The sequence below is a fragment of the Qipengyuania sp. ASV99 genome, assembly GCF_047872805.1.
Classification (GTDB): domain Bacteria; phylum Pseudomonadota; class Alphaproteobacteria; order Sphingomonadales; family Sphingomonadaceae; genus Erythrobacter.
The window spans coordinates 76,270-100,479 of sequence record NZ_JBLQUK010000003.1 but is presented as its reverse complement, the minus strand read 5'-3'; the positions used below and the strand labels follow the sequence as shown (position 1 = coordinate 100,479).

General features: G+C 58.1%; 23 protein-coding genes and 1 tRNA gene. 5 read left to right on the top strand and 19 right to left on the bottom strand.

Annotated features, from left to right (window positions below; genetic code table 11):
• Positions 1 to 8: 8 nt before the first annotated feature.
• From ACM64M_RS05890 to pyrH, 8 genes are all read right to left on the bottom strand, one after another.
• Entirely contained in the window at positions 9 to 692 is a 684-nt protein-coding gene (locus ACM64M_RS05890) for an OmpH family outer membrane protein (protein WP_416227740.1), read from the bottom strand.
• Complete coding sequence (bamA, locus tag ACM64M_RS05885) at positions 692 to 3,415, bottom strand: outer membrane protein assembly factor BamA (protein ID WP_416227739.1); 2,724 nt, start codon at positions 3,413 to 3,415, stop codon at positions 692 to 694. Before bamA ends, ACM64M_RS05890 begins: the two co-directional genes overlap by 1 nt.
• 274 nt (positions 3,416 to 3,689) lie before the next feature.
• Positions 3,690 to 4,829, bottom strand: a complete 1,140-nt coding sequence (gene rseP, locus ACM64M_RS05880) for an RIP metalloprotease RseP (protein ID WP_416227738.1) — start codon at positions 4,827 to 4,829, stop codon at positions 3,690 to 3,692.
• Positions 4,822 to 5,985: a 1-deoxy-D-xylulose-5-phosphate reductoisomerase gene (gene dxr, locus ACM64M_RS05875; RefSeq protein ID WP_416227737.1), complete on the bottom strand. Its 1,164-nt coding sequence runs from the start codon at positions 5,983 to 5,985 to the stop codon at positions 4,822 to 4,824. Before dxr ends, rseP begins: the two co-directional genes overlap by 8 nt.
• Before the next feature lies 1 nt (position 5,986).
• Positions 5,987 to 6,817, bottom strand: coding sequence for a phosphatidate cytidylyltransferase (locus ACM64M_RS05870; RefSeq protein ID WP_416227736.1), 831 nt, complete (start codon positions 6,815 to 6,817; stop codon positions 5,987 to 5,989).
• The gene (uppS, locus tag ACM64M_RS05865) at positions 6,804 to 7,511 is read right to left on the bottom strand and encodes a polyprenyl diphosphate synthase (RefSeq protein WP_416227735.1); all 708 of its coding nucleotides are present in this window, start codon (positions 7,509 to 7,511) and stop codon (positions 6,804 to 6,806) included. The genes ACM64M_RS05870 and uppS overlap by 14 nt, the downstream gene beginning before the upstream one ends.
• A 42-nt stretch (positions 7,512 to 7,553) precedes the next feature.
• A complete protein-coding gene (frr, locus tag ACM64M_RS05860; RefSeq protein WP_416227734.1) occupies positions 7,554 to 8,111 on the bottom strand; it encodes a ribosome recycling factor in 558 nt (185 codons plus the stop codon).
• A gap of 3 nt (positions 8,112 to 8,114) precedes the next feature.
• Positions 8,115 to 8,849 carry a UMP kinase gene (gene pyrH, locus ACM64M_RS05855; RefSeq protein WP_416227733.1) on the bottom strand — a complete coding sequence of 245 codons (735 nt, stop codon included), beginning with the start codon at positions 8,847 to 8,849 and terminating at the stop codon, positions 8,115 to 8,117.
• Positions 8,850 to 9,014: 165 nt separating this feature from the next.
• Here pyrH and ACM64M_RS05850 point away from each other — a divergent pair, with 165 nt between their 5' ends.
• A complete protein-coding gene (locus tag ACM64M_RS05850) occupies positions 9,015 to 9,869 on the top strand; it encodes a metallophosphoesterase (RefSeq protein ID WP_416227732.1) in 855 nt (284 codons plus the stop codon).
• Positions 9,870 to 9,906: 37 nt separating this feature from the next.
• Here the strand turns inward: ACM64M_RS05850 and tsf are convergent, their stop codons facing one another.
• On the bottom strand, positions 9,907 to 10,833 hold the full coding sequence (gene tsf, locus ACM64M_RS05845; RefSeq protein WP_416227731.1) for a translation elongation factor Ts: 927 nt from the start codon (positions 10,831 to 10,833) through the stop codon (positions 9,907 to 9,909).
• A gap of 131 nt (positions 10,834 to 10,964) precedes the next feature.
• Positions 10,965 to 11,762 carry a 30S ribosomal protein S2 gene (rpsB, locus tag ACM64M_RS05840; RefSeq protein ID WP_416227730.1) on the bottom strand — a complete coding sequence of 266 codons (798 nt, stop codon included), beginning with the start codon at positions 11,760 to 11,762 and terminating at the stop codon, positions 10,965 to 10,967.
• A gap of 335 nt (positions 11,763 to 12,097) precedes the next feature.
• Here rpsB and ACM64M_RS05835 point away from each other — a divergent pair, with 335 nt between their 5' ends.
• The gene (locus ACM64M_RS05835) at positions 12,098 to 12,355 is read left to right on the top strand and encodes a hypothetical protein (RefSeq protein WP_416227729.1); all 258 of its coding nucleotides are present in this window, start codon (positions 12,098 to 12,100) and stop codon (positions 12,353 to 12,355) included.
• Here the strand turns inward: ACM64M_RS05835 and ACM64M_RS05830 are convergent.
• Complete coding sequence (locus ACM64M_RS05830; protein WP_416227728.1) at positions 12,336 to 13,172, bottom strand: CDP-alcohol phosphatidyltransferase family protein; 837 nt, start codon at positions 13,170 to 13,172, stop codon at positions 12,336 to 12,338. The genes ACM64M_RS05835 and ACM64M_RS05830 overlap by 20 nt on opposite strands.
• A 61-nt stretch (positions 13,173 to 13,233) precedes the next feature.
• Complete coding sequence (locus tag ACM64M_RS05825) at positions 13,234 to 13,986, bottom strand: phosphatidylserine decarboxylase (protein WP_416227727.1); 753 nt, start codon at positions 13,984 to 13,986, stop codon at positions 13,234 to 13,236.
• Positions 13,987 to 14,227: 241 nt separating this feature from the next.
• On the opposite strand from ACM64M_RS05825, the gene ACM64M_RS05820 reads away from it, so the two are divergent.
• Positions 14,228 to 15,352, top strand: coding sequence for a phosphatase PAP2 family protein (locus ACM64M_RS05820; RefSeq protein ID WP_416227726.1), 1,125 nt, complete (start codon positions 14,228 to 14,230; stop codon positions 15,350 to 15,352).
• Here ACM64M_RS05820 and ACM64M_RS05815 read toward each other — a convergent pair.
• From ACM64M_RS05815 to ACM64M_RS05785, 7 genes are all read right to left on the bottom strand, one after another.
• A complete protein-coding gene (locus ACM64M_RS05815) occupies positions 15,313 to 16,473 on the bottom strand; it encodes a beta-ketoacyl-ACP synthase III (protein ID WP_416227725.1) in 1,161 nt (386 codons plus the stop codon). The genes ACM64M_RS05820 and ACM64M_RS05815 overlap by 40 nt on opposite strands.
• A 97-nt stretch (positions 16,474 to 16,570) precedes the next feature.
• On the bottom strand, positions 16,571 to 17,320 hold the full coding sequence (locus ACM64M_RS05810; RefSeq protein WP_416227724.1) for an SDR family oxidoreductase: 750 nt from the start codon (positions 17,318 to 17,320) through the stop codon (positions 16,571 to 16,573).
• A complete protein-coding gene (locus tag ACM64M_RS05805; RefSeq protein WP_416227723.1) occupies positions 17,310 to 17,507 on the bottom strand; it encodes a 2-hydroxymuconate tautomerase in 198 nt (65 codons plus the stop codon). The genes ACM64M_RS05810 and ACM64M_RS05805 overlap by 11 nt, the downstream gene beginning before the upstream one ends.
• 112 nt (positions 17,508 to 17,619) lie before the next feature.
• Positions 17,620 to 18,573 (bottom strand): tetratricopeptide repeat protein, encoded by a 954-nt coding sequence (locus ACM64M_RS05800; protein WP_416227722.1) that lies wholly within the window; start codon positions 18,571 to 18,573, stop codon positions 17,620 to 17,622.
• A gap of 220 nt (positions 18,574 to 18,793) precedes the next feature.
• Positions 18,794 to 19,477 (bottom strand): PEP-CTERM sorting domain-containing protein, encoded by a 684-nt coding sequence (locus ACM64M_RS05795; protein WP_416227721.1) that lies wholly within the window; start codon positions 19,475 to 19,477, stop codon positions 18,794 to 18,796.
• Between the two features lie 196 nt (positions 19,478 to 19,673).
• Positions 19,674 to 22,007 carry a phytanoyl-CoA dioxygenase family protein gene (locus ACM64M_RS05790; RefSeq protein WP_416227720.1) on the bottom strand — a complete coding sequence of 778 codons (2,334 nt, stop codon included), beginning with the start codon at positions 22,005 to 22,007 and terminating at the stop codon, positions 19,674 to 19,676.
• 213 nt (positions 22,008 to 22,220) lie between these two features.
• Positions 22,221 to 22,306: transfer RNA gene (locus ACM64M_RS05785), tRNA-Tyr, on the bottom strand.
• A gap of 176 nt (positions 22,307 to 22,482) precedes the next feature.
• Here ACM64M_RS05785 and ACM64M_RS05780 point away from each other — a divergent pair.
• Both ACM64M_RS05780 and ACM64M_RS05775 read left to right on the top strand, forming a co-directional pair.
• Positions 22,483 to 23,271, top strand: a complete 789-nt coding sequence (locus ACM64M_RS05780; RefSeq protein WP_416227719.1) for a TrmH family RNA methyltransferase — start codon at positions 22,483 to 22,485, stop codon at positions 23,269 to 23,271.
• Between the two features lie 30 nt (positions 23,272 to 23,301).
• On the top strand, positions 23,302 to 24,189 hold the full coding sequence (locus ACM64M_RS05775) for a hypothetical protein (protein ID WP_416227718.1): 888 nt from the start codon (positions 23,302 to 23,304) through the stop codon (positions 24,187 to 24,189).
• Positions 24,190 to 24,210 lie beyond the last annotated feature (21 nt).

The window sequence follows — 24,210 nt, the reverse complement described above, 5'->3', positions numbered from 1 at the left end:
CGTTCCGCTTAGCGACCAGTCGGCGCAGGCGTCGGCTGAGCTGCTTGCTGCTGTTGCTGCTGGATCAATTGCGCCTGAAGCAAGGTTTGCTGAATCTCTTGAAAGATCTGCGCGCCATTGCGCGACGGGCGCCAATCGGCGGGCGGGACAATCGCCACTGATGGCACCTTGGCGTTAAGCGAGTTGGTAATCAGCTGGGTGATATCCGCGCCTTCGGCTGCATATTGCAACGTTTCGGGCTGTAGCACCATGACGATCTGCTGCTGCGTTGTCACTTCTGTAATGGCGGCGGGATATTGCGCAAGGATCTGTTCGACCGCGTAAACACGGGCCGCATTAACCTGATTGGTGAGACCTGCGACTTCTTGCTCAAGGGTCTGAATCTGGGCAAAATTGGAAGCCGATTGCACGGCGGGGACTTCGCTATCGTCCAACTGGCCATTGCCATTGGAATCGAACGGTTGAAGCAATGCAGTAAGCTCTTGCTGCTTCGTCTGGCGCTGTTCGATCTGTGCCGAATAGGTCGTGCCGATCTGATTGTAAGCGGTCTGAAGCGCGGTGGTGCCGATAATCGCACGGCTGATATCAGCGGTGGCAACACGGCCATCAACCTGAGCGTTGGCAGGGGCGACTGCGGCCAGAACGCAAACGGCGGCCGCGCTCGACGCGAGCATTTTCGAAAAGAGTTTCATCAGAATTGAGTTCCTACGTTGAACGTGAATGTTTTATCGTCATCGCCTTCGGTCTTGCGGATCGTCTGGGCGAAATCGATACGGAACGGGCCAAAGGGCGAGTTCCAGTTTACGCCGATGCCGGCGGTTACGCGGGGGCTTGGCGTATCGCCAAGGAACACTTCGCGGATTGCACTGCCTGAACGAATCAGGCGGGTGTTGGGGGTAACGCCATCGGCAGCCAAGGGGCTGGTCGTTACCTCGCCATTATCTACACTAAGAAAGAGCGGATTACCATTGGCGTCGATGGTCGGAATGCCCAAAGGATTGTCCTGCAGCACCGGCGTATCAACTCCCCAAAGCGAGCCGACATCAAGGAAGATCGACGGGCGCAGGCCAAGTTCGCGTGCGCCCGTGCCAAGCGGAATTTCAATTTCTGCACGGCCCAAATAATAATTGCGCCCACCGATGGAATCGTCGCGGATCGACCTGCGATCGGTAATCAGTGTCGGATTGCCCGCGTCATCGAGCACATTGTTGTTGGTCGCATCAAGAATATAACGCTGCGTCAGGATGCGCGGTCCAACTCCGCGAATGTCAAAGCCGCGAAACTGCGGTTCGCCGAGGAAGAAACGATCGGTCAGCAGAACATCATCGACCCCTACGCCGCCGCGATCCTGCAACGGGAAGATTGTCCCCCCTTCAAGCGAGAGCGAGAAAATGAACCCAGTGTTGGCGACATTCCAAAATTGCTGCGCACGCCCACGGAACCGAACATAGCGCACGTCTCCGCCAAGACCGGCAAACTCGCTGCTCAGCGAGATCGTGCGACCGCGCGTCGGGCGCAGCCGTGAATTGAGCGAGTTGTAATTAAGGCTGAGCCCAACAATCGAGCTCAACCGGTTGCCCAAAGCGTCGCACAGGAATCGGCCGGCAAGCAGCGGATCGCACTCAGTCGTCCCGTCCCCGTTGAGATCGGAGAAGAACAGGTTCCGATCGAGACTCACTTCATCGTAGTTGAGCGTGTAGCTGCCGACGACGGACATGAATTCGGTCAGCGGCACACCAACCCGCACCGAACCGCCCGTGGTCGATTGTTCGAATGTGGTGTTGCGATCGTTGTTGGTGAAATTGAAGCTGTTGAAATCGCGGCGATAGATGTCAGCTCCTGCCGAAATGTTGCGATCGAACAAATAGGGTTCGGTAAAGCTGACCTGCGCCGATTGCTGAAACTGCGAATAATTCAAGCTGAGCCCAATGGTCTGCCCGCGTCCACGGAAATTGCGCTGACGGATACTGCCAGCCAGAATGAACTGTTCGATGGAGGAAAAGCCCGCCGAAAATTGCAATTCTCCGGTCGGCTGTTCTTCTACATTGGCTTCGAGCACGATGCGGTCGGGCGCACTGCCTTCGACCTGAGTGACTTCGAAATTCTCCTGGAAATAGCCCAGCGAATTGATGCGCGCGGTGGTGCGTTGAACCCCCAGCGAATTGAATGCGTCGCCTTCAGACAGGCGAAATTCGCGGCGGATCACCTTGTCCTGAGTCAAGGTGTTGCCGTTGACATCAACCCGTTCGACATAAACGCGCGGCGCCTGACGCAAGATAAAGGTGATGTCCATCGTCAGGTCATCGGGGTTGCGATTGAAGCGCGGCTGCACATCGGCAAAGGCATAGCCAAAACGGCCGGCCAATTCGGTCAACTGCTCAACGGTATCTTCAACCGTTTTGGCGTTGTAAACTTGGCCCGGTTGCATGACGAGCCCGGCCTGCAGAGCGTCGCTGTCGAAATCTCGAAGTTGGCTTTCAACCTCGACATCGCCAAAGCTGTAACGCTCACCTTCCTCGACCACATAGGTGATGATAAAATCGCGCTGATCGGGTGTAAGCTCAGCCACGGCAGAGACCACGCGGAAATCTGCGAAACCTTCGGTCAGATAAAATTGCCGCAGCTTTTGCTGATCGAAGGCGAGGCGATCGGGATCGTAGCTGGTGTTGGAGCTGAAGAAGCGGAAGAAACGCGACTGCTTCGTCACCATCTCGCTGCGCAGATCGCCGTCGGAGAATTCTTCATTGCCAATAATGTTAATCTGGCGAACCTTGGACCGCGGCCCTTCGACGATTTCAAACACGATATCGACGCGGTTCTGCGGCAGTTGCACCATCTTTGGTTCGACCGTGGCTGCAAACCGGCCTTGCCGCTTATACAATTCGATGATGCGAGCCACGTCGGCACGCACTTTGGAGCGCGTGAAAATCTGACGCGGGGCAAGGCGAATTTCTGGCAGAATCTTATCGGCATCAAGGCGTTCGTTGCCTTCGAGCACGATGCGATTGATCACCGGATTTTCGGTGACCGTGATGACGACATTACCGGCATCATTGCGGATTGAGAAATTTGAAAACAGTTCGGTCGCACCAAGGTCTTTCAGCGCCTCATCGGCACCGGCAGAAGTATATTCCTGACCAACACGCAGGCGGATATACGACAGGATCGTGGTCGGCTCCAACCGTTCAGCACCAGCAACGCTGATCGTGCGGATGATGTTTGTCGAAGGCGCCGGCACAGGCGCAGGTTGAGTGGTCGTTGACGCACCAGTAGCCTGCGCGTCCGCTTCGTCTTGCGCAAACGCGGCATAAGGAACACCGGCGAGCATGCTTGCTCCGGTCAGCGCGAAGGCCAGCCGAGCGGTTGAACTTTTAGAACTGACAGACTGGACGCCTGTATCGCTGCATCGATTCATGGATTTAATTTTCCCGTCCAACCCGTATTCAGTGCGCCTGCCCCTCGGCGCATAGCGCAAGGCGTATATGCCTTGCCAATTCCAGACTCACGCCATCGCTGGCATCTTTCCGCCCCCTGCCCGAAGCGCACTGCGCAATCAAGCGGAGTGAACAAACATTGGACCGGACGGACGCTGGCTGCGCCAGCCTGCTCGATCCTTTTCCCCAGTAAATATGGCATGCCAGACACGCAGGCCATCCAAGGTCTACCACCTCTGACACCTCGGCGTAGCTTTAACCAAGCAAGGGCTTCAGTATCACATCATTCACATCATTCGTCATGACTATCGCCATGAAAACCAGCACCAGAGCAATCCCGGCCCGATACGCCCATTCCGTCGCCTGCGGCCCGGCAGGTTTGCGGCGGATCGCTTCGGCAGCGTAGAACGCAAGGTGCCCGCCATCGAGTGCGGGGATTGGCAAGAAATTGATGAACGCCAAATTAAGCGAGATAAGTGCGGCAAAACTCACGAAGGACACCAGCCCCAGACTCATCTGTTCGCCGGAATATTTGGCGATCTTTATGGGGCCGCCCAATTCCTTGATCGAGCGGTCGCCCGTTATGATCTGTCCGATGCCGGTGATCATCATGCCAGTGATATCCCAGCACCGTTCAACCGCCAGCGGGACCGATTGCAACACCCCCACATCTTCAAACACATATTCGCCGCCCGCCGGGCCTACTCCAATACGGCCAAGGACGCTGACATTGCCGAAGCCATCGGTTTCCTCAATGCGCGCCGTGGTCAGCGGGATCGCCAACTCGGCATCGCCCCGAGCAATGGTAAACTCCATCTGCGTATCCGGGTGCAGCATGACTTCGTTACGGATCGCGTCGAAATCCTCAACCGGGCGACCATCCACCGCGACAATCGTGTCGCCCAACTGCATTCCCGCCTCGCGCGCGACCGAATCTTCGGCAAATTCGCCAATTGTGCGCGAATCCTCTGCGCCGACTATCGTCGGATTGCCATAAATCGCAAAAAACGCGGCAAAGATCGCAATGGCCACCAGCAAGTTTGTGACCGGCCCCGCAGCCACGATCAGCGCGCGTCGCCACAGCGAAGCGCTTTGAAAGCTGCCGTCATTTGTGGGCCCATGGGCGGCGGCGCTGGCATTGGGGATGCTCGCCGGGTTCATGTCCCCTTTGAATTGGACATAACCACCCAGCGGCAGCAGCGAAAGCCGCCAGCGTGTGCCGTGCCGATCAGTCCATCCGGCAATTTCCTTGCCAAACCCGACCGAGAACGCCTCTGCCTTCACCCCCAGCCAACGGCCAATGAGATAATGGCCAAGTTCATGCACGGTGACCAATGGGCCGAGCACCAGCAGAAAGCCGACAAAATACATCCAGAACGGGGGGGCATCAAACAAGGGCGCAGCTCTCCAAAGCCTCACGGGCGCACTGGCGCGCTTCGCAATCTACCGCGAGCACTTCTTGCAAAGTACCCGGTGCTGAAGCGCTATAGCGCCCCAGTGTCTCTTCGACCACTGCCGTGATCTGGGTGAACCCAATCTGACCAGCAAGGAAAGCTTCGACCGCAATTTCATTCGCGGCATTGAGCGTCGCGGGGGCGGCACCCCCAGCTTCAATCGCTTCGCGCGCAATGCGAGTGGCGGGAAAGCGGGTCTCATCCGGCTCAAAGAAAGTCAGCTCCCCTACATCCGCCAGATCAAGCGGCGCAAGCGGCGTATCCATCCGCCCAGGCCAGGCGAGGCATGATGCAATCGGCACGCGCATGTCGGGCGGACCAAGCTGCGCGAGCGTCGAACGGTCTCGATATTCAACCATTGAATGGATCACGCTTTGCGGATGAACCACAATGCGCAGCCGGTCCAGCCCCACGGGGAACAGATGATGGGCTTCGATAAATTCAAGTCCCTTGTTCATCATCGTTGCGGAATCGACGCTGATCTTTGCACCCATCGACCAGTTGGGATGCGCCACCGCCTGCTCGGGGGTCGCAGCTGCGATTTCCGCGATTGACCAAGTGCGTAGCGGCCCGCCGCTCGCAGTGAGCGTGATCCGTGCAACATCTTCAATATTGCTGCCAGCAAGACATTGGAAAATCGCATTGTGTTCGCTGTCGGTAGGAAGCAGGGTCGCGCCGTGCCGCGCCACAGCAGAGATCATCACCTCGCCCGCCGAAACCAGCGCTTCCTTGTTGGCGAGTGCGATTGTGCCGCCACGCTCGACCGCAGCCATAGTCGGGGCGAGCCCCGCGCAACCGACAATGGCAGCAACCGTAATGTCGACCGGACGCGCCGCTGCCTCACACAGAGCCGCTGCACCGCCAGCCGGTTCGATCCCGCTGCCGTCCAGCGCTGCTCGCAATTCGCCGAGGCAACTTTCATCCCCCACCACCGCAATTCTGGCACCGAATTCGCGCGCCAGAGCCGCCAGTTCGGTTGCGCTGCAATTGGCTGAAAGCGCTTCAACGTGCCAAGCATCGCGGTTGCGGCGGACAAGATCGAGCGTCGATGCGCCAACCGAGCCTGTCGCTCCCAAAAGTGAGATTGTTCGAACCATATTATCCAAAGCCAATATAGGCAGGCACGACCGCAATCAAAAACAAGGTGAAAAACACCGCCAGAAACCCATCCAACCGGTCGAATAGCCCGCCGTGACCGGGCAGCAATTGCCCCGAATCCTTTACTTTGGCGCGGCGTTTCATCCAGCTTTCGAAAAAATCACCCGCCTGCGCGATAATGGCGATCAACATGCCTTCTGCGATGCCGCCCAGCCAGAGCAGCGAGGCTGAACCGAAATAGTCGCCAATGGGGCCAATTTCCAAGGTGATGCAAAGCACCCGCAGGCCAGAGGCCGCCACCATGCCGCCAAACAGTCCGGCCCAGGTCTTTGAGGGGCTGATCGATGGAGCGATGCGCGGACCGCCAATTGCCCGACCGGCAAAATAGGCCCCAACGTCAACCGCAACGATTGTGCCGAGAAAAACCAGCAGAACCGCCCAAAAATCATATCCCGGTGCGGCGCTGTCTCCAAGCAGAAAGCCCCATCCAACACGCACAGACACCATCGCCAGCGCCGCAGCACCGACATACAGCGCGCCCAGGAAAAGCCATGCGACTTCGGACACTGCGGAAACGCCGAATTTGCTGACGATCCCGTTCCATTCCCACAGCACCAATCCGGCCAGCAGGACTACAAAACCGGTCCAGACCCATCCGCCAAAATACAGTGCGATGACCGACAATCCAGCCATTGCCACCGCAGAGACAAAGCGCACCAGCAGGTCGTTCATGCCATCGGCATTCCGGGCTTCATCTGCCAGTACGCCCGCACCTTTTTCGGTCAATGCGGCGCGCGTCAGCTCTTCACGCCGGTTGTCAACGTCCTCCATAACGGCGCTCCCTTTGGGCAAAATCATCCAGCGCGCGTTCGAGATGTTCGGGTTTGAAATCGGGCCACAGCGTGTCGACAAACAGCATCTCTGCATAGGCCGCCTGCCATAACAGAAAATTCGACAGACGTATTTCGCCGCTGGTGCGGATGAGCAAGTCGAGCGGAGGCAGATCGTGCGTGTCGAGCTGCGCCGCGATGGTTTCAGGCGTGATTTCACCGAGCGCAGCCGCCTTTGCAGCAGCGCGCGCGATTTCATGCTGAGCCCCGTAATTGAGGGCGACCGCAAGCTTCTTGCTGCCGTTCGAAGTCTTGGTCAGCGCGTCCTCCAGCATCGCCACAATATCGGGTGCCAAAGACTGCCAATCGCCAATAATCTTGAGCTGGACGTCATTGGCTACAAAATCGGGCAAGTCTGATTTGATGAACCGGCGCATCAAATTCATCAGATCATCGACTTCATCGACCGAACGTTTCCAGTTCTCCGAACTGAAGGCGTATAGCGTCAGGCAATCAAGCTCCATCGGCTCAAGCCCGCGCACCAGACGCCTTACCGCCTCTACCCCGCGCTGATGACCGACCGCACGAGGCAGGCCGCGCTTTGTCGCCCAGCGGCCATTGCCGTCCATGATTATGGCGACATGGCGAGCGCGGCCAGAGGTGCGCGGCGCGATTGAGGCAGGGCTGTCGCCCATCCGCTGTTCCATCTCCCTATTGCCGCGGCCCCTCCCCAGATCTCACTGAGTCAGGATTTCCTGTTCTTTCTTCGCCGCCGCATCGTCGGTCTCGGCGACATATTTATCGGTCAGCTTCTGAACCTCGTCCTCCATCCGCTTACGCTCGTCCTCGGAAATATCCTTCTTCTTTTCGTCAACCTTCAGGCTTTCCATTGCGTCGCGGCGGACGTTGCGGATCGCGATTTTGGCTTTCTCGGCATATTGCCCGGCCAGCTTGGCAAGGTCTTTACGCCGGTCTTCGGTCAGATCCGGCATGGGCAGGCGCAGGGTCTGACCATCGACGATCGGATTAAGACCGAGGTTCGCATGCGCGATCCCTTTTTCCACGGCGCTGACGTTTGACTTGTCCCACACCTGCACGCTCAACATGCGCGGTTCGGGCGCGGAAACCGTCGCGACCTGGTTAAGCGGCATCATGGCCCCGTAAACCGAAACCTGCACCGGATCGAGAAGGCTGGTGTTGGCGCGCCCGGTGCGAAGCCCCGAAAGATCACTCTTCAACGATTCCACCGCGCCCGCCATCCGGCGTTCGATGTCTGCCTTTTCATACTGCGGCATGGATCAGCTGTCCTTCTTTACAATTGTCTGTGTGCCTTCGCCCGACAGGACGCGGGCAAGATTGCCTTTTTCACGGATCGAGAACACCACTATCGGAATGTGGTTCTCCCGGCAAAGCGCCACTGCGGTGGCGTCCATGACTTTGAGGTTCTGCGACAGAACGTGGTCATAGGAAATGGTGTCATAGCGGACGGCGTTTTCATTATGTTTGGGATCGCTGTCATAGACGCCGTCGACGCTTGTGCCCTTGAGCAGCGCGTCACAGCCCATTTCCGCCGCACGCAATGCCGCGCCGGTATCGGTGGTGAAGAACGGATTGCCGGTGCCTGCAGCAAAGATCACAATGCGCCCCTTTTCAAGGTGCCGTTCGGCCCGGCGGCGGATGTAGGGCTCGCATACGCTGCTCATCGGAATGGCCGATTGAACACGGGTCTGCACGCCCAATTGTTCGAGCGCATTCTGCATGGCCAGCGCATTCATCACTGTCGCCAGCATCCCCATGTAATCGCCCGTGGTGCGGTCCAGCCCTTTGGCCGCTGCGCTGATCCCGCGAAAGATATTGCCGCCGCCGATCACCAGACACACTTCGATCCCGCTATCCTTGGCCGCCTTTACCTCTTCGGCAAGACGCGCGACATAGGCTGGGTCGATGCCGTAATCCTGTTCCCCCATCAGGACCTCGCCTGAAAGCTTGAGGAGGACGCGCTTGATTTCGGGAAGGGCAGTGCTGTTTGCCATTGGGGGAAGGTATCTCCGGCTGAATTGCGGCTACAAAGCCTATGTCTGCGGCCTCTATCCGGCAGGCCGCGCGCTGCCAAGTGGATATGTCCAGCCCAAACCGGGCGCGGCTTTGCGTTTGCTTCGCCTTGTGCAAAGACCCAGCCAATAACCATAGGACAGTTGATGAAGGCAATTCTGCACAGCAGGTGGTTCAAAATCGCCGCAATTTTCTGCATTGCAGTCGCAGCAACTGTACTCGCCAAGGTCTGGCACGACACAATGCGCGATCCAGTGGTGGAACGGCTGGTGCTCGAAACTGCTTCCCTGCCGGCTGGATCAGCGCCGGTCAGACTTGTGTTCCTGACCGACATTCATGTCGCAGGACCGGATATGCCGCCGTCACGGCTGACGCGGATCGTGGATCAGGTGAACGCGCTCAAACCCGATCTGGTGGTGATCGCCGGCGATCTGGTCAGCGAGAAACGCAGCGCGACAAAGGTTTACACCGCTGCTGAGATTGTCGCACCGCTCGGCGCACTGGAGGCCAGGCACGGAGTTGTCATCGTGCCGGGCAATCACGACCACTGGTTCGGCTGGCCTAAATTGGCCGCTGAGCTGTCCCGGCACAGCCAAATTCGCGTGCTCGCTAACGAGGCTGTGCAAGCGGGGCCTTTTGCGATTGGCGGTGTGGACGATGATTTCACTGGCAGAGCTGACATCGAAAACACCGCAAAGGCAATGCGCCCGCTTTCAGGCGTCCGTTTGTGGCTATCGCACAGCCCGGATATTTTCCCCTCGGTCCCGGTTGACGCAGACCTTGTGCTGGCGGGGCACACGCATTGCGGGCAAATCGCCTATCCTTGGGGCGGGTCGCCGGCGACCATGTCCGATTTTGGCGAAACCTATGCCTGCGGCGTGGTGAAAGAACACGGCAAGACATTGGTGACATCAGCAGGACTTGGCACCAGCCTGCTGCCGATCCGCTTCTTCACGCATCCGGAGGTCTGGTTGATAGAAATCCGGCCGCCGCAGCAATGATCTGCGACGGCCGTTGTTTTCTTCAATGCTAGAGGGATTACCCGCCAACAGCAGCCGCGACTTCTGCTGCGAAGTCGCTTTCTTCCTTTTCGATGCCTTCGCCCAGCTGGAAACGGACATAGTCGGTAAGTTTGACCGAGCCCGCATTGTCCTTGCCGAATTTGGCCACCACGTCTTCGACGCTGCTCTTGTTGTCGAGCACGAACATCTGGCTGAGCAGCGCGTTTTCCTTGGCGAATTTCTTGATCGCGCCGTCAACCATCTTGTCCTGCACTTCGGCAGGCTTACCGCTTTCGGCGGCCTTTTCCTGCGCGATGGCGCGTTCGCGGGCGATCACGTCTGCATCGAGGCCATCAGCGTTGAGCGCCATCGGGAACATCGAAGCGATGTGCATAGCAATCTGCTTACCGAACGGCACCAAAGTGTCCTCGCTCAGGTCGCTTTCCAGTGCGACCAGAACCCCGATCTTGCCCAGCCCTTCGGCGGCGGCATTGTGGACGTAAGAAACCACTGCGCCCGACGACACGGCAACCGACTTGATCCGGCGGATCTGCTGGTTTTCACCAATGGTGGCGACATTGTCGGTCAGCTTTTCGCCAACCGTTCCGCCACCGGGATATGCGGCAGCCTTAAGCGCTTCGACATCATCGCTACCCAGCGCCAGTGCGGCAGCGGTGGCGCTGCGGACGAAGTTTTGGAACTGATCGTTCTTGGCGACAAAGTCGGTTTCCGAGTTGACTTCGACAGCCACGCCGCAGGTCGCCTCGACAGCGACGCCGACCAGACCTTCCGCTGCGGTGCGGCTCGACTTCTTCTGGGCGGTGGCGAGGCCTTTTGCACGAAGCGCGTCAACGGCGGCTTCGATATCGCCGCCTGCTTCCACAAGCGCTTTCTTGGCATCCATCATGCCTGCGCCAGTTTTTTCGCGCAGGGTCTTGACATCGGCGACGGTGAAATCGGCCATGGGATATTCCTTTGATTGTCGTTTTGGGCACCGGGCTTTGGATCCTCCGCAATTGTCGGAGGAAGCCATGCCCGGCGCGCTAGTCTATGATTGTGACGCGCAATTGACGCGCGCCGCTTTGGCAAGCAGGCTCAGGCGGTTTCCTCAGCGGCGTCCACTGGAGCCACTTCAGCCGGGGCTTCCGCAGCAGGTTCAGCAGGCGGTGCATCCATCGCGCCGAAATCCTGGCCCGATTCCTGCACAGCTTTACCCTTGCCCGCCAGCGCAGCGTCGCAGATTGCCTGACAATAGAGGCGCACCGCACGGCTGGCGTCGTCATTTCCGGGAACCGGGAACGCAATGCCTGACGGATCGACATTGGTATCAAGAATCCCGATCACCGGAATGCCAAGCACGGCGGCTTCCTTGATCGCGAGGTCTTCCTTGTTGGCGTCGATCACGAACATCACGTCCGGAATGCCGCCCATGTCGCGGATACCGCCAAGCGACATCTCCAACTTCTCACGTTCGCGCGTGAGATTAAGAACTTCCTTTTTGGTCAGGCCGCTGGTGTCGCCCGACAGTTGCTCTTCAAGGGTCTTGAGACGCTTGATCGAACCGCTGATGGTTTTCCAGTTGGTGAGCATCCCACCGAGCCAGCGGTGATTGACGAAATGTTGGCCGCAAGCGCGCGCGGATTCAGCGATAGGCTCCTGCGCCTGACGCTTGGTTCCGACAAACAGCACCTTGCCGCCAGCACGGACGGTCTGTTCAACAAAGTCGAGCGCGCGCGCGAACAGCGGCACGGTCTGAGACAAGTCGATGATGTGAACGGAGTTGCGGGCACCGAAGATATACGGCTTCATCCGCGGGTTCCAGCGATGGGTCTGATGCCCGAAATGCGCGCCGGCTTCAATCAATTGCTGCATGGTAACGGTGGGAGCCGCCATGGGTATTTCCTTTCCGGTTGTTCCTCTGGAAGGCTGGAACCGCGCTGCGGAGATCCCGCGAGCGGCACCGGTATGAATGCCTTCCATGTGAATTTCACAAACAGGCAGGTGAGTGATTCGCACCTTTTGATTTGTGAGAGCGCGCCCCTAACCACCTTTACCCACAAAATCTAGTGCAAAGCTGACTGCGCGGAACACAAACGGAACAAAGTGCTTGACGCGAAAGAACACTTATAGAACATAGCGACAGGAACAAAGATTGAACGAACGCTACGCCCGATCATCCATGCGAATGAACAGCGGGTAAGAACACATCAAATCGGAAAGGCGCTGCCATGATTGCATTGTTTATCACATCGTTGTTTTTCGTGACCTCGGTCGCGGTGCTGTGCAGCCTTGCCGATAGCTGGCTGCGCGCGAGCGGAGCATATCGGTCACTGATGCGCGAACAGGCATTGCTCGATGCAGGATTTGTCCCGCAAATTGACGCGAGCGAGCAACGTTTGCGCACCGAATTCCGGCGAACAATGGTGAATCCGAACCGGCCCTATGCGCGGCGGCGTGCTGTTGGCACTATTCGGGCTGCGGTTTGATCGCAGCTCGGGCGCGGCGGCGCTTGATCTTGCCATATTTGAAAAGGCCATAGGGCATCAGCGCAAGATAGACCGCGCTGATCGCGGTGAGCGCCCACCACGGCTCCAGCAGCATCCCGGCAAAACCCAGTGCCGCGAAAGCGAGCAAGGGCAGCCGTATATCGCGGCGCGGACGGATCGCCGCCCAGCTTAACGTCGCCATATTCGAAATGAGCAATACCGCGATAACGCTGATCCAGATCGATAACAGGATGGGGTCACGAAAGATCGGCAGTCCGGTTTCGATCCACAGGTAGCAAGGCGTAAACGCCAAGCCTGCGCCAACCGGAGCCGGCACCCCGGTCAGAAATCCTGCCGATTGGTGCGGCTGGTTTTCCACATCGATCCGGGCGTTGAAACGCGCCAGCCTCAGCGCGCAGCAAATTGCAAAGGCAAGCGCGGCAAACCAGCCAAACCGTTCCAGACCTTGCAACGACCAAAGGTAAAGGATGATCGCGGGTGCCATGCCAAAAGAAAGCGAATCCGCCAGGCTGTCGAGCTCCGCTCCAAAACGCGATTGGGCGTTGAGCATCCGGGCAATCCGCCCATCGATCCCGTCAAGCACCCCGGCCAGCGCAACCGCCAGCACCGCATAGGCCCATTCACCTTCGATGGCGAAGCGCACCCCGGTAAGACCGGAACACAGCGCCGCTGAAGTGATCGCATTGGGCAACATCGCGCGCAGCGTCAGCCCGCTGCCGTCGCTTCCCGCCTTGCTGTCCTCGTCCTCGGCCGCTTTTGGTCCGACCCGCGCTGGCAAGGGAGCATTCTTTTGCAAGTTCTGGCGCTCTTTCACTGCCAAACCTCAGCTTGTGATGAGCATATGAAGGCCGCGGCGATTATTGCGCGATCCCTTCAAGCAGCGCGGCAGAGCCCAGTTCGGCAAGGATCGTCTCTCCTGCGATAATTTTCTGCCCCATCAACACTTTGGGTTCGGTTCCCGCGGGCAGATACACATCAACCCGGCTGCCAAACCGGATCAGCCCCACTCGCTGCCCCTTGGCCACCAGATCGCCCGGCTTCACAAACGGCACAATCCGCCTCGCAACCAATCCGGCAATCTGCGTAAAGCCAATCGCCAATCCGTCAGTCCGTTCGATCAGGATATGCTGGCGCTCATTTTCCTCGCTTGCCTTATCGAGGTCGGCATTCACGAATTTGCCCGGAACATAGACCACCCGCCGCACCGTCCCACCGATCGGCGCGCGGTTGATGTGGACGTCGAACACGCTCATGAAAATCGAAATGCGGGTCACCGGGCCGTCGGCAAGGCCAAGGTTACCCGAACCATCATCCATCCGCAGTTCGCTGGGCGGTTCAACCGATTTGATCAGCGTCACCAGCCCGTCTGCCGGGGCAACAATCACATTGTCGGCTTGCGGCACGACCCGTTCGGGATCGCGGAAAAACGCAAACACCCCGGCCGATAATAGCAGCAAGGGCCAACCGATGATCTCCCAGTCAAGGATCAACAAGGGCACAAGGCTGATTGCGACCGCAATGACCCCGTATTTGCGCCCTTCGGGATGAATGTCGGGCCAGCCCCAGCTTGCTTCGCCGCGGCCCTGATTGTCGAGAATTTCACCTGCCATGCCTGCGCATCTAGGCTGTGGATCACGCCCCCGCAAGCAAGCAGCGCGCGTGCGGCACAGATCATTTCGCGAATATGACAGCCACGTGCCGGCATTTGGACGCATTATTAAAGGTTTGGTTGCCCGCACTACGACCCAGGAAGACGGTGCCTCCATTCACACTTTAGTGATATGTTTACCCTATTTGCAGGCTCGAAGATCGTATCCTGAAATGTAGTCCTAATCGGAAGCGAGCCTGCCAATGACATCGGTATCTGCCAGCAACGAGGAAGGCGGCGCGGTCAAAGGTTCCGATCAAACGGCCGACCCGCTCGCCCTGCGCTGGATCGGTGAACTGCCGATACTGGTCATCGGCGGCATGTTGATGGCACTCTGCCTGACGCTGCTGGCGGCCCACGGGATCAACCCCGGGATCGGCGGGATCATCGCCAATTCCCAGATTTTCGCCATGTTCGTGATCGTGCTTGTCTGCTGGGATGCAGGCCGCGAGCTTTACCAAAAGCGACCCGACAGCCCGATTTCGCACCTGAAGGCGCGCTACACCGCGCCAGCCTTCAAACGAACAATAGCCGCAGGGCTGCCGATGCTTGGGGTCGCGATCATCCTGCTGCCCTATTTCTCAAAAATGAAGTCAGCGATCCCGCTGTTCAACCAATACACCTGGGATCAGGCATTTATCGAATGGGACCGCGCGCTATTCTTTGGTCAGGATGCCTGGCAGGTGCTGCACCCGATTATCGGCTACCCAATTGTAACGGCCTTTCTGGCGCTGCTCTATCAACTTTGGTTCTTGCTGCTTTATCCCGGCGTCATGTTCTTTGCCTTCGCCCGGATCGACAGCCGGGTGAGACGGCAGTTTTTCCTCACCTACGTGCTAAGTTGGACACTGGTCGGCGGCGCAATGGCAACGCTGCTGGCGTCGGTTGGTCCTTGTTTCGTAGGCCCCATGCTCGGCAATACGACTTTTGATGCGCAGATGGCCTATCTTTACGCCGCCAATGAACAAGTGCCGATCATGGTGCTGCCAGTGCAGGAAATGTTGCTCGACTGGTATGGGAAGGCAGAAAACGGTCTGGGCAGCGGCATCACCGCCATGCCCAGTATGCACTGCGCCATTGCGTTCCTCTATTGGATCGCGGTCCGCCGCGTCTCGGCAAAATGGGGCGCGTTCTTCGCCGTGTTCTTCTTCATCACATGGATCAGCAGCGTACACCTCGCCTATCATTACGCAGTTGACGGGCTGGTCTCATTGATCGCCGTTGCGGCAATTTGGGCCATGTCGCAGCGCATTATCAGCGCGTGGGACGCCTGGATGCTAGGCCGGGATCAGGCCGCCTTGCGCACAAACACCGTGCCCGCCGAATAGCCCGCGCCAAAGCTGCAGATCAGGCCCGTGTCCCCTGCACTCAGATCGTCGCTGTTCAGATGAAACGCGATGATCGAACCGGCGCTGGAGGTGTTGCCATAGGTATCGAGCACCGTCGGACTTTCATCATCGGTGGCTTCGTGCCCCAAAACGCGATGGGAAATCAGGCGGTTCATGCCCGCATTGGCCTGATGCAGCCAAAGCCGGCGAAGCGCTTGCGGGTCGATGCCCAGACGGGCAGCCTCATCCACAATCATCTGCGCGACCATCGGCACGACCTCTTTGAAGACCTTGCGCCCTTCCTGCACAAACAATTTGTCCGCTGTGCCCGCGCTTTCAGGATGCGCGCGATTGAGGAAACCGAAATTGTTGCGGATATTGTTGGAGAAGACGGTCTTTAGTTTGGTGCCCAGAATGTCCCAATGCTTTGCCGGAGCGATCGCAGCATCCTCCACCAACACCGCTGTTGCCACATCGCCAAAAATGAAATGGCTGTCGCGGTCGCGCCAATTAAGGTGTCCGGAGGTGATTTCAGGGCTGACCACCAGCACGCTTTTGGCGTTGCCTGAACGGATATAATCCGCCGCCGTCTGAATGCCGAAGGTTGCCGATGAGCAGGCGACATTCATGTCAAACCCGAAACCATCAATCCCCAGCGCCTGTTGAATTTCGATGGCCATCGCGGGATACGGGCGTTCCATATTGGAGGCCGCGCACAACACCGCATCAACATCGCCCGGATCACGCCCTGCGCGCTCCAGCGCCTGCCGAGCGGCGGCCACGCCGATTTCCGCCATCATCGAAAATTCTTCGTTGGATCGCGCTTCCCAGCGCGGGGCCATGATATCCGGGTCGAGGATCGGAGCCTTGCTCATCACATGCCGGGCTTTGATCCCGCTGGCTTTCTCGATGAATTCCACCGAAGACGGTGCCAAAGGCTCAATCTCTCCCGCCGCGATTGCCACTGCGTGGGCGGTGTTGAATCGTTCAACATAGGCGTTGAAACTTTCGACCAGTTCTTCGTTGGTGATCGAATCTTCAGGCGTAAACAGCCCGGTTGCCGAGATAACAGGATTGCCGGTCAGCACAGGCGTGACCTTTTCTGGGGAAGAGTTTTGCATGGCGCGGTTGAATAAGAGCGGTCAGCAAGACCTGCAAGCTCTTGCGTAACGCCACGGCGCAAAACAGGACCGCGCACGGTTGACGCGGTCCAGCCATTCAGGACCGCAACAGGCCTCCGTCTATAGGAATCTCCAGTCCCGTGACATAGGATGCGCGCGGGCTGGCAAGAAAGGCGGCGACCGCAGCAAATTCGCGCGGGTCACCAAACCGGCCTGTGGGGATTGCCTCGGCGGCCTTTGCCGTCATTGTTTCTGGCGCGATCCCGAGGCGCTCCGCGGTCAATTGATGCAGCGAACGCAGCCGGTCTGTGTCGATCTGTCCCGGCATCAGCAGATTGACCGTGACCCCATCCGCCGCGACCTCCTTTGCCAGAGTTTTCATCCAGCCGTGCAATGCAGCGCGAATTGTATTCGACATGGCCAGCCCCGGTATAGGCCCCCGCACGCCCGATGACGTAATCGTCAGGATGCGGCCAAAGCCAGCTTCGCGCATCGCCGGCAGGACCAGCCGGGTCAATTCAATCAGAGTGAACAACATCGGCCGCGCAGCATCGAGCAGTTGCTGCGCGCCAGTATCGAGCGCACTCGACGGCGGCGGGCCACCCGAATTGTTGACTAATATGTCCACCCCGCCCAGCTCATTCCGAGCAAACTCGGCAATCGTTTCAGCGGCATCAGTTGCGCCGAGATCGCAGGCCAGCATCGGCCATTCGGCACCACCGCTGATGCTGCGTGAAACGCCGGCGACATGCGCGCCCTCTACGGAAAGCTCACGCGCAATCGCCGCGCCCAACCCCCGACTCGCTCCGATGACCAGAGCCCGTTTTCCGGCCAGTTCAAGTTCCACTTTCGCGCTCCGCATAGCTGATGCCGCCAACGCCGAAATGTTCATCGTCCACTTCGTGAATGAGCACGCGGACATTTTCCCGCTTGGCCCCTATCGACGCGACCACAGCATCGGTCACGTTCCTGATTAGGTCGCGTTTCGCTTCGCTTGATCGGCCCTTGCGCATCTGCACTGTCAGCACCGGCATTGCTCACCCCCACTTGATTTCAGCGTTGATAGGCAGCTTCTGCCCTGACAGCGACCGCGTCAAGCATTGCAAGGGGTTTGACAGCCGTTTTGAAGCATTTGGAAGGTGCCTGTCAGCCCGGTAGCAGCGCCATGAGCTCATCTGCCTTTTGCTCAAATCGCGGATCGCCAGCAGCGCTGCGATACAGCGTCATCGCCATGGCGTGGTTGCCCAGCGCGGCTTCCGCCTCGCCTTCCAGCAAGGTGGCCGCTGGGAAGTTGCGCTTCCAATCCGCTGGTAACGCCAGAAGAATCTCACGGGCGGTGCTCCAACGCCCCTTAAGCCCATGCAATCTGGCCAAATTGAAGCGCAGCAAGGCAAAATCGGGATGCGTCCGCAGCGCCCTTTCGAGCACCGGCTCGGCGGCGTCAGTGCGGCCCAGATCCAGCATCAATCCTGCGATATTGGCCTGCGGAATGGCAAAGTCGGGATATGCGGCGCCAGCCGTCTGATAGGCTAGCAATGCTCCCTCCAGATCGCCTTTGGCAATCCTGACTTCACCGCCAATCAGCATAGCCTCATATTCGTCAGGGTCGATCCGCAGTGCTTCGTCGACGTGCTGATCCGCTGTGTCCCAATCCCCTCTCCACACCGCCAGCCTTGCGGCCTTCGCGTGGAGGCGGGCGGATTGCGGATAAAGCCCCAGCCCATTGGCGAGCAGCTCCTGGGCTTCGTCGATTTGCGCCTCTTCCATGGCCGCCCAAACGCGCAGCCATGCGTGGTCACCATTGTCTCGTGCCGCGCCTTCAAATTCATCGAGCAACTCGCGCGCGCGCCATGCCTGCCCTTGCAGGATCAACGATTGCGCGCGCATCGTGGTCCAAAGCGGGCTTTCCCCTTGGGCGTCGCGCAGCTCATTGAGATACCGCTCTGCGGTGTGCCCATCCCCAAGATCAAGCATGACCTGCGCCAGTTCTTGCGAGTTTTCAGGCGAGGGCCCTGCGTATTCGCGCCAGGCCAGCAATCCGCTGCGCGCATCGTAAAAGCGATTGTCCGCAATCGCCTTTTCAACATCCGCAGCAGTCATCGACGGCGCAGAGGAGCAAGCCGCAAGAGAGACTGCTATAATAAGCGAGATCAGGGTGCGTTTCAAAACCATAATGGCAAGATCTAACGCAAAATGGTTAGCAGGCGATTTCAATTGGGGGAATCGAACGAGATTGAACCGGGACTGCGGGCAAAAAAGGGGAGGCCTTTTGCCCCCCCCTTCGCTTATTCAAGAATGTTGCTGTCAGGCCGCGCCTGCATCAGGCCTTGGTTTCTGCCTTGCGACGCCGCACCCGGCGCCCGCCCAGAGCAGCCGCAGCACCCAGGCCAAGGATCAGCAGCGTGCTTGGCTCGGGAACAGGAGTTCCGCCCGAAGTCGTTGTCGTGCCGCCTGAGGTAGACGTTGTGCCACCTGATGTTGAGGTGGTGCCACCCGAAGTCGAAGTCGTACCACCTGATGAACTGGTAGTGGTGGTCGAACCGCCCGAAGTCGAAGTGGTCGAACCGCCTGAAGAAGTCGAGCTGTAACCGCCGCTGGTAGTGGAAGTGGTCCCGCCTTTCTTCGAAGTGCCCTTCTTGGAACCCTTTTTCGATCCCTTCTTGGCATCGCCGCCAGTGGTCGAACCGTAATAATCACCGCCGCTGGTGCTGCCAACTGAGCCCTTCTTCGAAGTTCCCTTCTTGGAGCCCTTCTTCGAACCCTTCTTGGCATCGCCGCCGCTGGTCGAACCGTAATAGTCGCCGCCGCTGGTGCTGCCCACCGAACCTTTTTTCGAAGTGCCCTTCTTGGACCCCTTCTTGGATTTTGATTTCTGGGCAACTTCGTCGATTGAGCTCAAATAGCCGAAGCCTTCGATTTCACCGAAGTCACTCATGGTGATGCTGCTGCCCTGCTTTGGCATTTCTGCTGCATAGGCTGGCATTTCGATGCCGGTTACACTCATGGCGAGCGCTGCGCCTAGAAATGAAGTTTGTTTTAGGCTCTGACGTTTCACGTTGATTTCCCCCTGATTGGTTTCGCCGGGACGGGATAAGTAATCTGTGACCCTTGACTGCTTCGAAAACTGCCCACCAACAAGCGAGCTTTCGAAGGCGTATCGAATCGGGGCACAGTCCGGTGCAAGTCGTTAACGCTCCGAATTAGGCAGCAATCCGTTTGGCTAAGCGGAAAAGGTCGCGGTGGTTTTCGGGGACGCTCATGCGTTCACGGTCACTGATGCCTAATGCCGCATGCGATTCAAACGCCAGCGTGTCGTGGAACCATGGCATTGTATAGGTGAAGTAGAGCAAGGGGCGCCCATGCGACGCGCGGCACGGCATGCCGCCGTGATAGGTGCGGTAATCAAACACCAGCGCGCTGCCAGCCTTGGTGTAAAAGATATGCGGATCACCGCTCCATTCCTCGTGTTTTGCAGTGGTGTGCGTGCCTTCCCACAATTGTGTGCCGCCCGCCTCTTCGTCCAGATCGACAAGCGGGATCAGGATCGTGGTCGCATAACAGGGCACGTTGGCATTGCCCGCATCGGTGTTGAACAACAGCGGATGTTCGCGGTGCACATGCTGCATTCGCGCGCCTTCGTAGGTCGTGACCGACCCAAAGGCGTGCAGCACCGGTTTTTCACCCATGACTCGCTCCAAGATGTCGAGCAGCACGGGATTGGCGTAGATGCTGGGATTATCGAATGGCTTTTGCAGCCGGATTGGTACCGTAAATCTTTTGTCACCAACATTGTTGGGCTTGCCCAAATCCGAAGATTGCCAGTCACGAACCCGCTCGCCCAACGCATCACGCAGCTCGGTCACGACATCTGGATGGATCAGGTTCTCTATCAGCACCACGCCGCGCTTTGCCAGCAGATCAGCAGCCTTTGCAGATACCTTGGGATCATTATTGGAGAGCGTAAGGTGGTCGTAGCTGGTTCCAATCTTGACCGATTTAGCCGGCTTTTCGTCAAATCGATCAGCGATCATCCGCTGCGCCGGAGCGAATTGCGGATCCAGTTTCGCCGCCTCGCGCACGACTATTTCGGCCTTGACCTCATCGCCCAGATTCAACAGCGCCAGCGATAGCGCGAACAGCCTCGGCGCGTTCTTGCCAAATTCCCGGATCGAATGGTCAATCAATTGCAACGCCTGCGCATGGTATTCCAACCGCATGAAAAGCTGCGCAATACCGCAATCAAAATGCGTTTCCGAACCGTCAGGGAAATAGGCGCGAAACGCCTCCATGTAGGTTTCATAGAATTGTGGGCGATCAATTTCCTCTTCGCCCTGTTCAATATTGAACAGCAAATGGGGTATACAGGCGGCGGCGACATCGGGATCAAACTTGGAAAACCGGATAAGCGCCATCGCTTGCCGGATTGACATGTCTTCCGCCGTATTCTCGATCAGTTCGATTATCTCATGCGCATCATAAGGGTTGAAATCCTTGAGCAGCGCATTGGCAGTCTCCCGTGTGCGCGGCAAAGCCAGCACGTCCCATCTGCCTTTGCCGGGCAGCGAAAACAGGCTGCAACTGAAATTTGCGTCCTTATGCCGTTGCGACTGCATGACGCCGCCATAGGCTCCAAACAGCTCTCCGAAGAGGTGCAGATTGGTGTAGTGAGCAAAGTAAGTGTCGAAGATCAGAGGGCTTTGCAGCTCGAATTCGGACGGATCGGAATAGGCAAGATCGCCTGCGAGCAGCAGCATTGGCGTATCACGGTCGAGGAATTTTTCCACGAATTCCAGGCAAATTTGCGGGACGACGACGTGAAAATCGCCAAGCCGCTCGGCATAACGTCGCAGCGCGGCATCGATGATTGCGTGGCCGGTCGGGTCGCCTGCGATCGGGCGGCTTTCAAACCTTTCGGTGATCGACTGGAACGAAGTGATCGGCTTCTTCAGGAATTTCCGGTCGGTAGAGTCGGTTTGGACGAAGACCTGCTCGATCTCGCCATCCTTGACGCGCACCATATTCGACGCAATGGAATCGAACAGATAATTGGCTATGATGATAACCGGGCGGTCGGCGAGGTCACGGGGATTTAGATCACCGTCATCCTTGCGAATAATTGGATCGGATTCGATCAGCAGCTGCGCAAATTCAAGCACGCCGCTTTCGACCAGAGGCGTAAAACGTTCTTTCTGCTTCCATGCATCAATGTTTTTGGTCGCCCCATCGGTGAGCAGATAGGTAAATTGGGGGCAAGGATCATCATCGCTGAAGTGGTAATTGAACAGCCGGTTCAGGAATTGCCATGCAAATCGGCCACTCCCGCCGCCCAGCTCGATAACGATCGGCGGCTCGCTGTTTCCTTCAGCCGCCAATTCCTTGAAGAAGGTAGCGACAATAGAGGCGTAAGTGTCTGCACAAAATGCATTTGAGGTGCTGCGCTGCGGCACAATCTTGTTGGACCAGGCCTCTGGTCCCGCTTCCATATAAAACCGGTGGAGCAAGGACCAGATTATCGACTGGTCAAATCGCGTCATTCTTTGAACTATCGGCATGTCCGCTACCAATTCTCCGCAATCGCGGCCTGAGGATGCGGAAAGTTGAAAGTCCGTCCGAAGGCCATTGGTTTCGCCTCGGCGTTAACCGATTAAGGTAAACGATCTGCAAAGCACGAACGCAATCTGGCCCGTTTGGCCGAAAGCCGCCGTCGTGCCCTGATCATGCTGAAACGGAGAAAACAGGAAAGCCGGTGGTGGACAGGGCTGGATTCGAACCAGCGTACGCTTGCGCGGGCAGATTTACAGTCTGCTGCCTTTAACCACTCGGCCACCTGTCCACACATGGGCTTTGGCAAATTGTGCGCCTGCACATTCTGCAAAAAGGCGCGCGACCCGCAGGACCGGCGCTGCCGAGAGGCGCCCCTTTGGCGAAGCGGCGCTTGCCTGTCAATGGGGCGGCTGGCAGGGGGCATTAATGGAGCCGCATCGGCACGGATATGAGGTAAGATTTCAAATGGCAAAAGGTGAACGCAAGCGGGCTTTGCGCGGACGTGCCGGACGAATGTCGGGTGGGCGCGGTTCTGGGGGCACAACCCCTGGCCATGTTCGCTTATGGGGACGGCACCCGGTCGAAGCCGCGCTCAAGAACCCTGATCGCCGCCATCGAAAGCTGTGGGCAACGCGCGAAGGGATTGCGTCGCTTGACGGCGAACTGCCCTCCGATTTTCCGCTCGAATATGCCGAAGTCGCTGATCTTGGCCGGATGGTGGCAAGAGACGCTCCGCATCAAGGGCTGGTGCTGGAATGCGAGGAACTGGAAAACAAATTCCTCGATGAAGTTGCCAGTGGTGACCCTGCGCGGCCGGTCGTCTTGCTCGATCAGGTGACTGACCCGCATAATGTCGGCGCAATCCTGCGCTCAGCAGCCGCTTTCGGGGCGGCGTGTATTGTAACGCAGGACCGCCATGCGCCGCCTGAAAGTGGCGTGGTCGCAAAATCGGCATCGGGAGCGTTGGAAACCGTACCTTGGGTGCGCGTAGTCAATCTGGCCCGCGCGCTCGATGAACTGGCAGAGGCAGGATATTGGCGCATCGGCATGGCGGGGGAGGCCGAGGCGACTTTGGCTCAAAGCATGCCCGCCGGGGCGATGGCAATCGTGCTGGGCGCAGAGGGCGAAGGGTTGCGGCACAATATTGCGGCGCATTGCGATTGCCTTGCCCGACTGCCGATTACGTCGGCTATCGAAAGTCTTAACGTTTCGAATGCAGCAGCGATTGCGCTATATGCAGCGGCGACGCGCTAGCGGGTCAGATACATAGGGGGAGAAGGTAACATGGCATTCTTGAATACATCGCGGATTGCGGGCGCCGCGCTGGTCGCAGGTCTTTCTCTGCTTGTTTCGGCATGTTTCATCACTCCAGGGAAATTCGTTTCCGAACTGATCCTGACTGACCCTGATCGTTTCACCTTTACCTATGACGGCGAAATTCATTTCCTTGCGCTGTCCAACCTCGCGCAGATGAGCGCCAAAGCCGAAGAATTTGCGCAAGTGGCGTGCTTTGACGAAGATACCTACGAAGAGCGTGAGTGCAAAGCAGCAGAAATCGCCGAACAGCGCGCGGCTTGGGAAGAAGGCGCCGAAATGCGAGCGGCGCAAGCGGCAAGCCAAGCTGAACAAATGTCAGCGATAATGGGCGGTATCGACCCCTCAGACCCCGAAGCCGCAGCCGAAGTGGCAACTTTGCTGTTGCGGCAAGAAGGCTGGGAACGGGTTGTGGACAAAGGCAATGGTGTGTTCGACGTGCGTTATTCGATAACCGGTGAACTCAGCCACGATTTCATGTTCCCGGTGCTTGAGGGCTTTCCGATGACCAACCCCTTTGTCCAGATCATTTTGCGCGATGGCGATGTCGTGCGCGTTAATGCGCCGGGATTTGCCGCACAGAACGAAGCTGGTCCAATGGGCGGATTGCTGGGCGGTATGGCGGGCATGGCCGGAATGGCGGAAATGGGCGCTTCGAACGAAAACGGTGACAACGGTCCACAATTGCCAGACATGCCGGTGAAGGAAGGCACTTTCACGATTGTCACCAATGGTGTTGTCCGAGCCAACAACACCGACGAAGGTGCCGCACCGACCGCGCGCGGCGCAGAGCTGGTTTGGAACGTTTCTTCGCGCACTCAGACAGCGCCGACCGCTCTGATCGATCTGTCCCGCTAAACCCGTGCGGTTTCGGTTTCG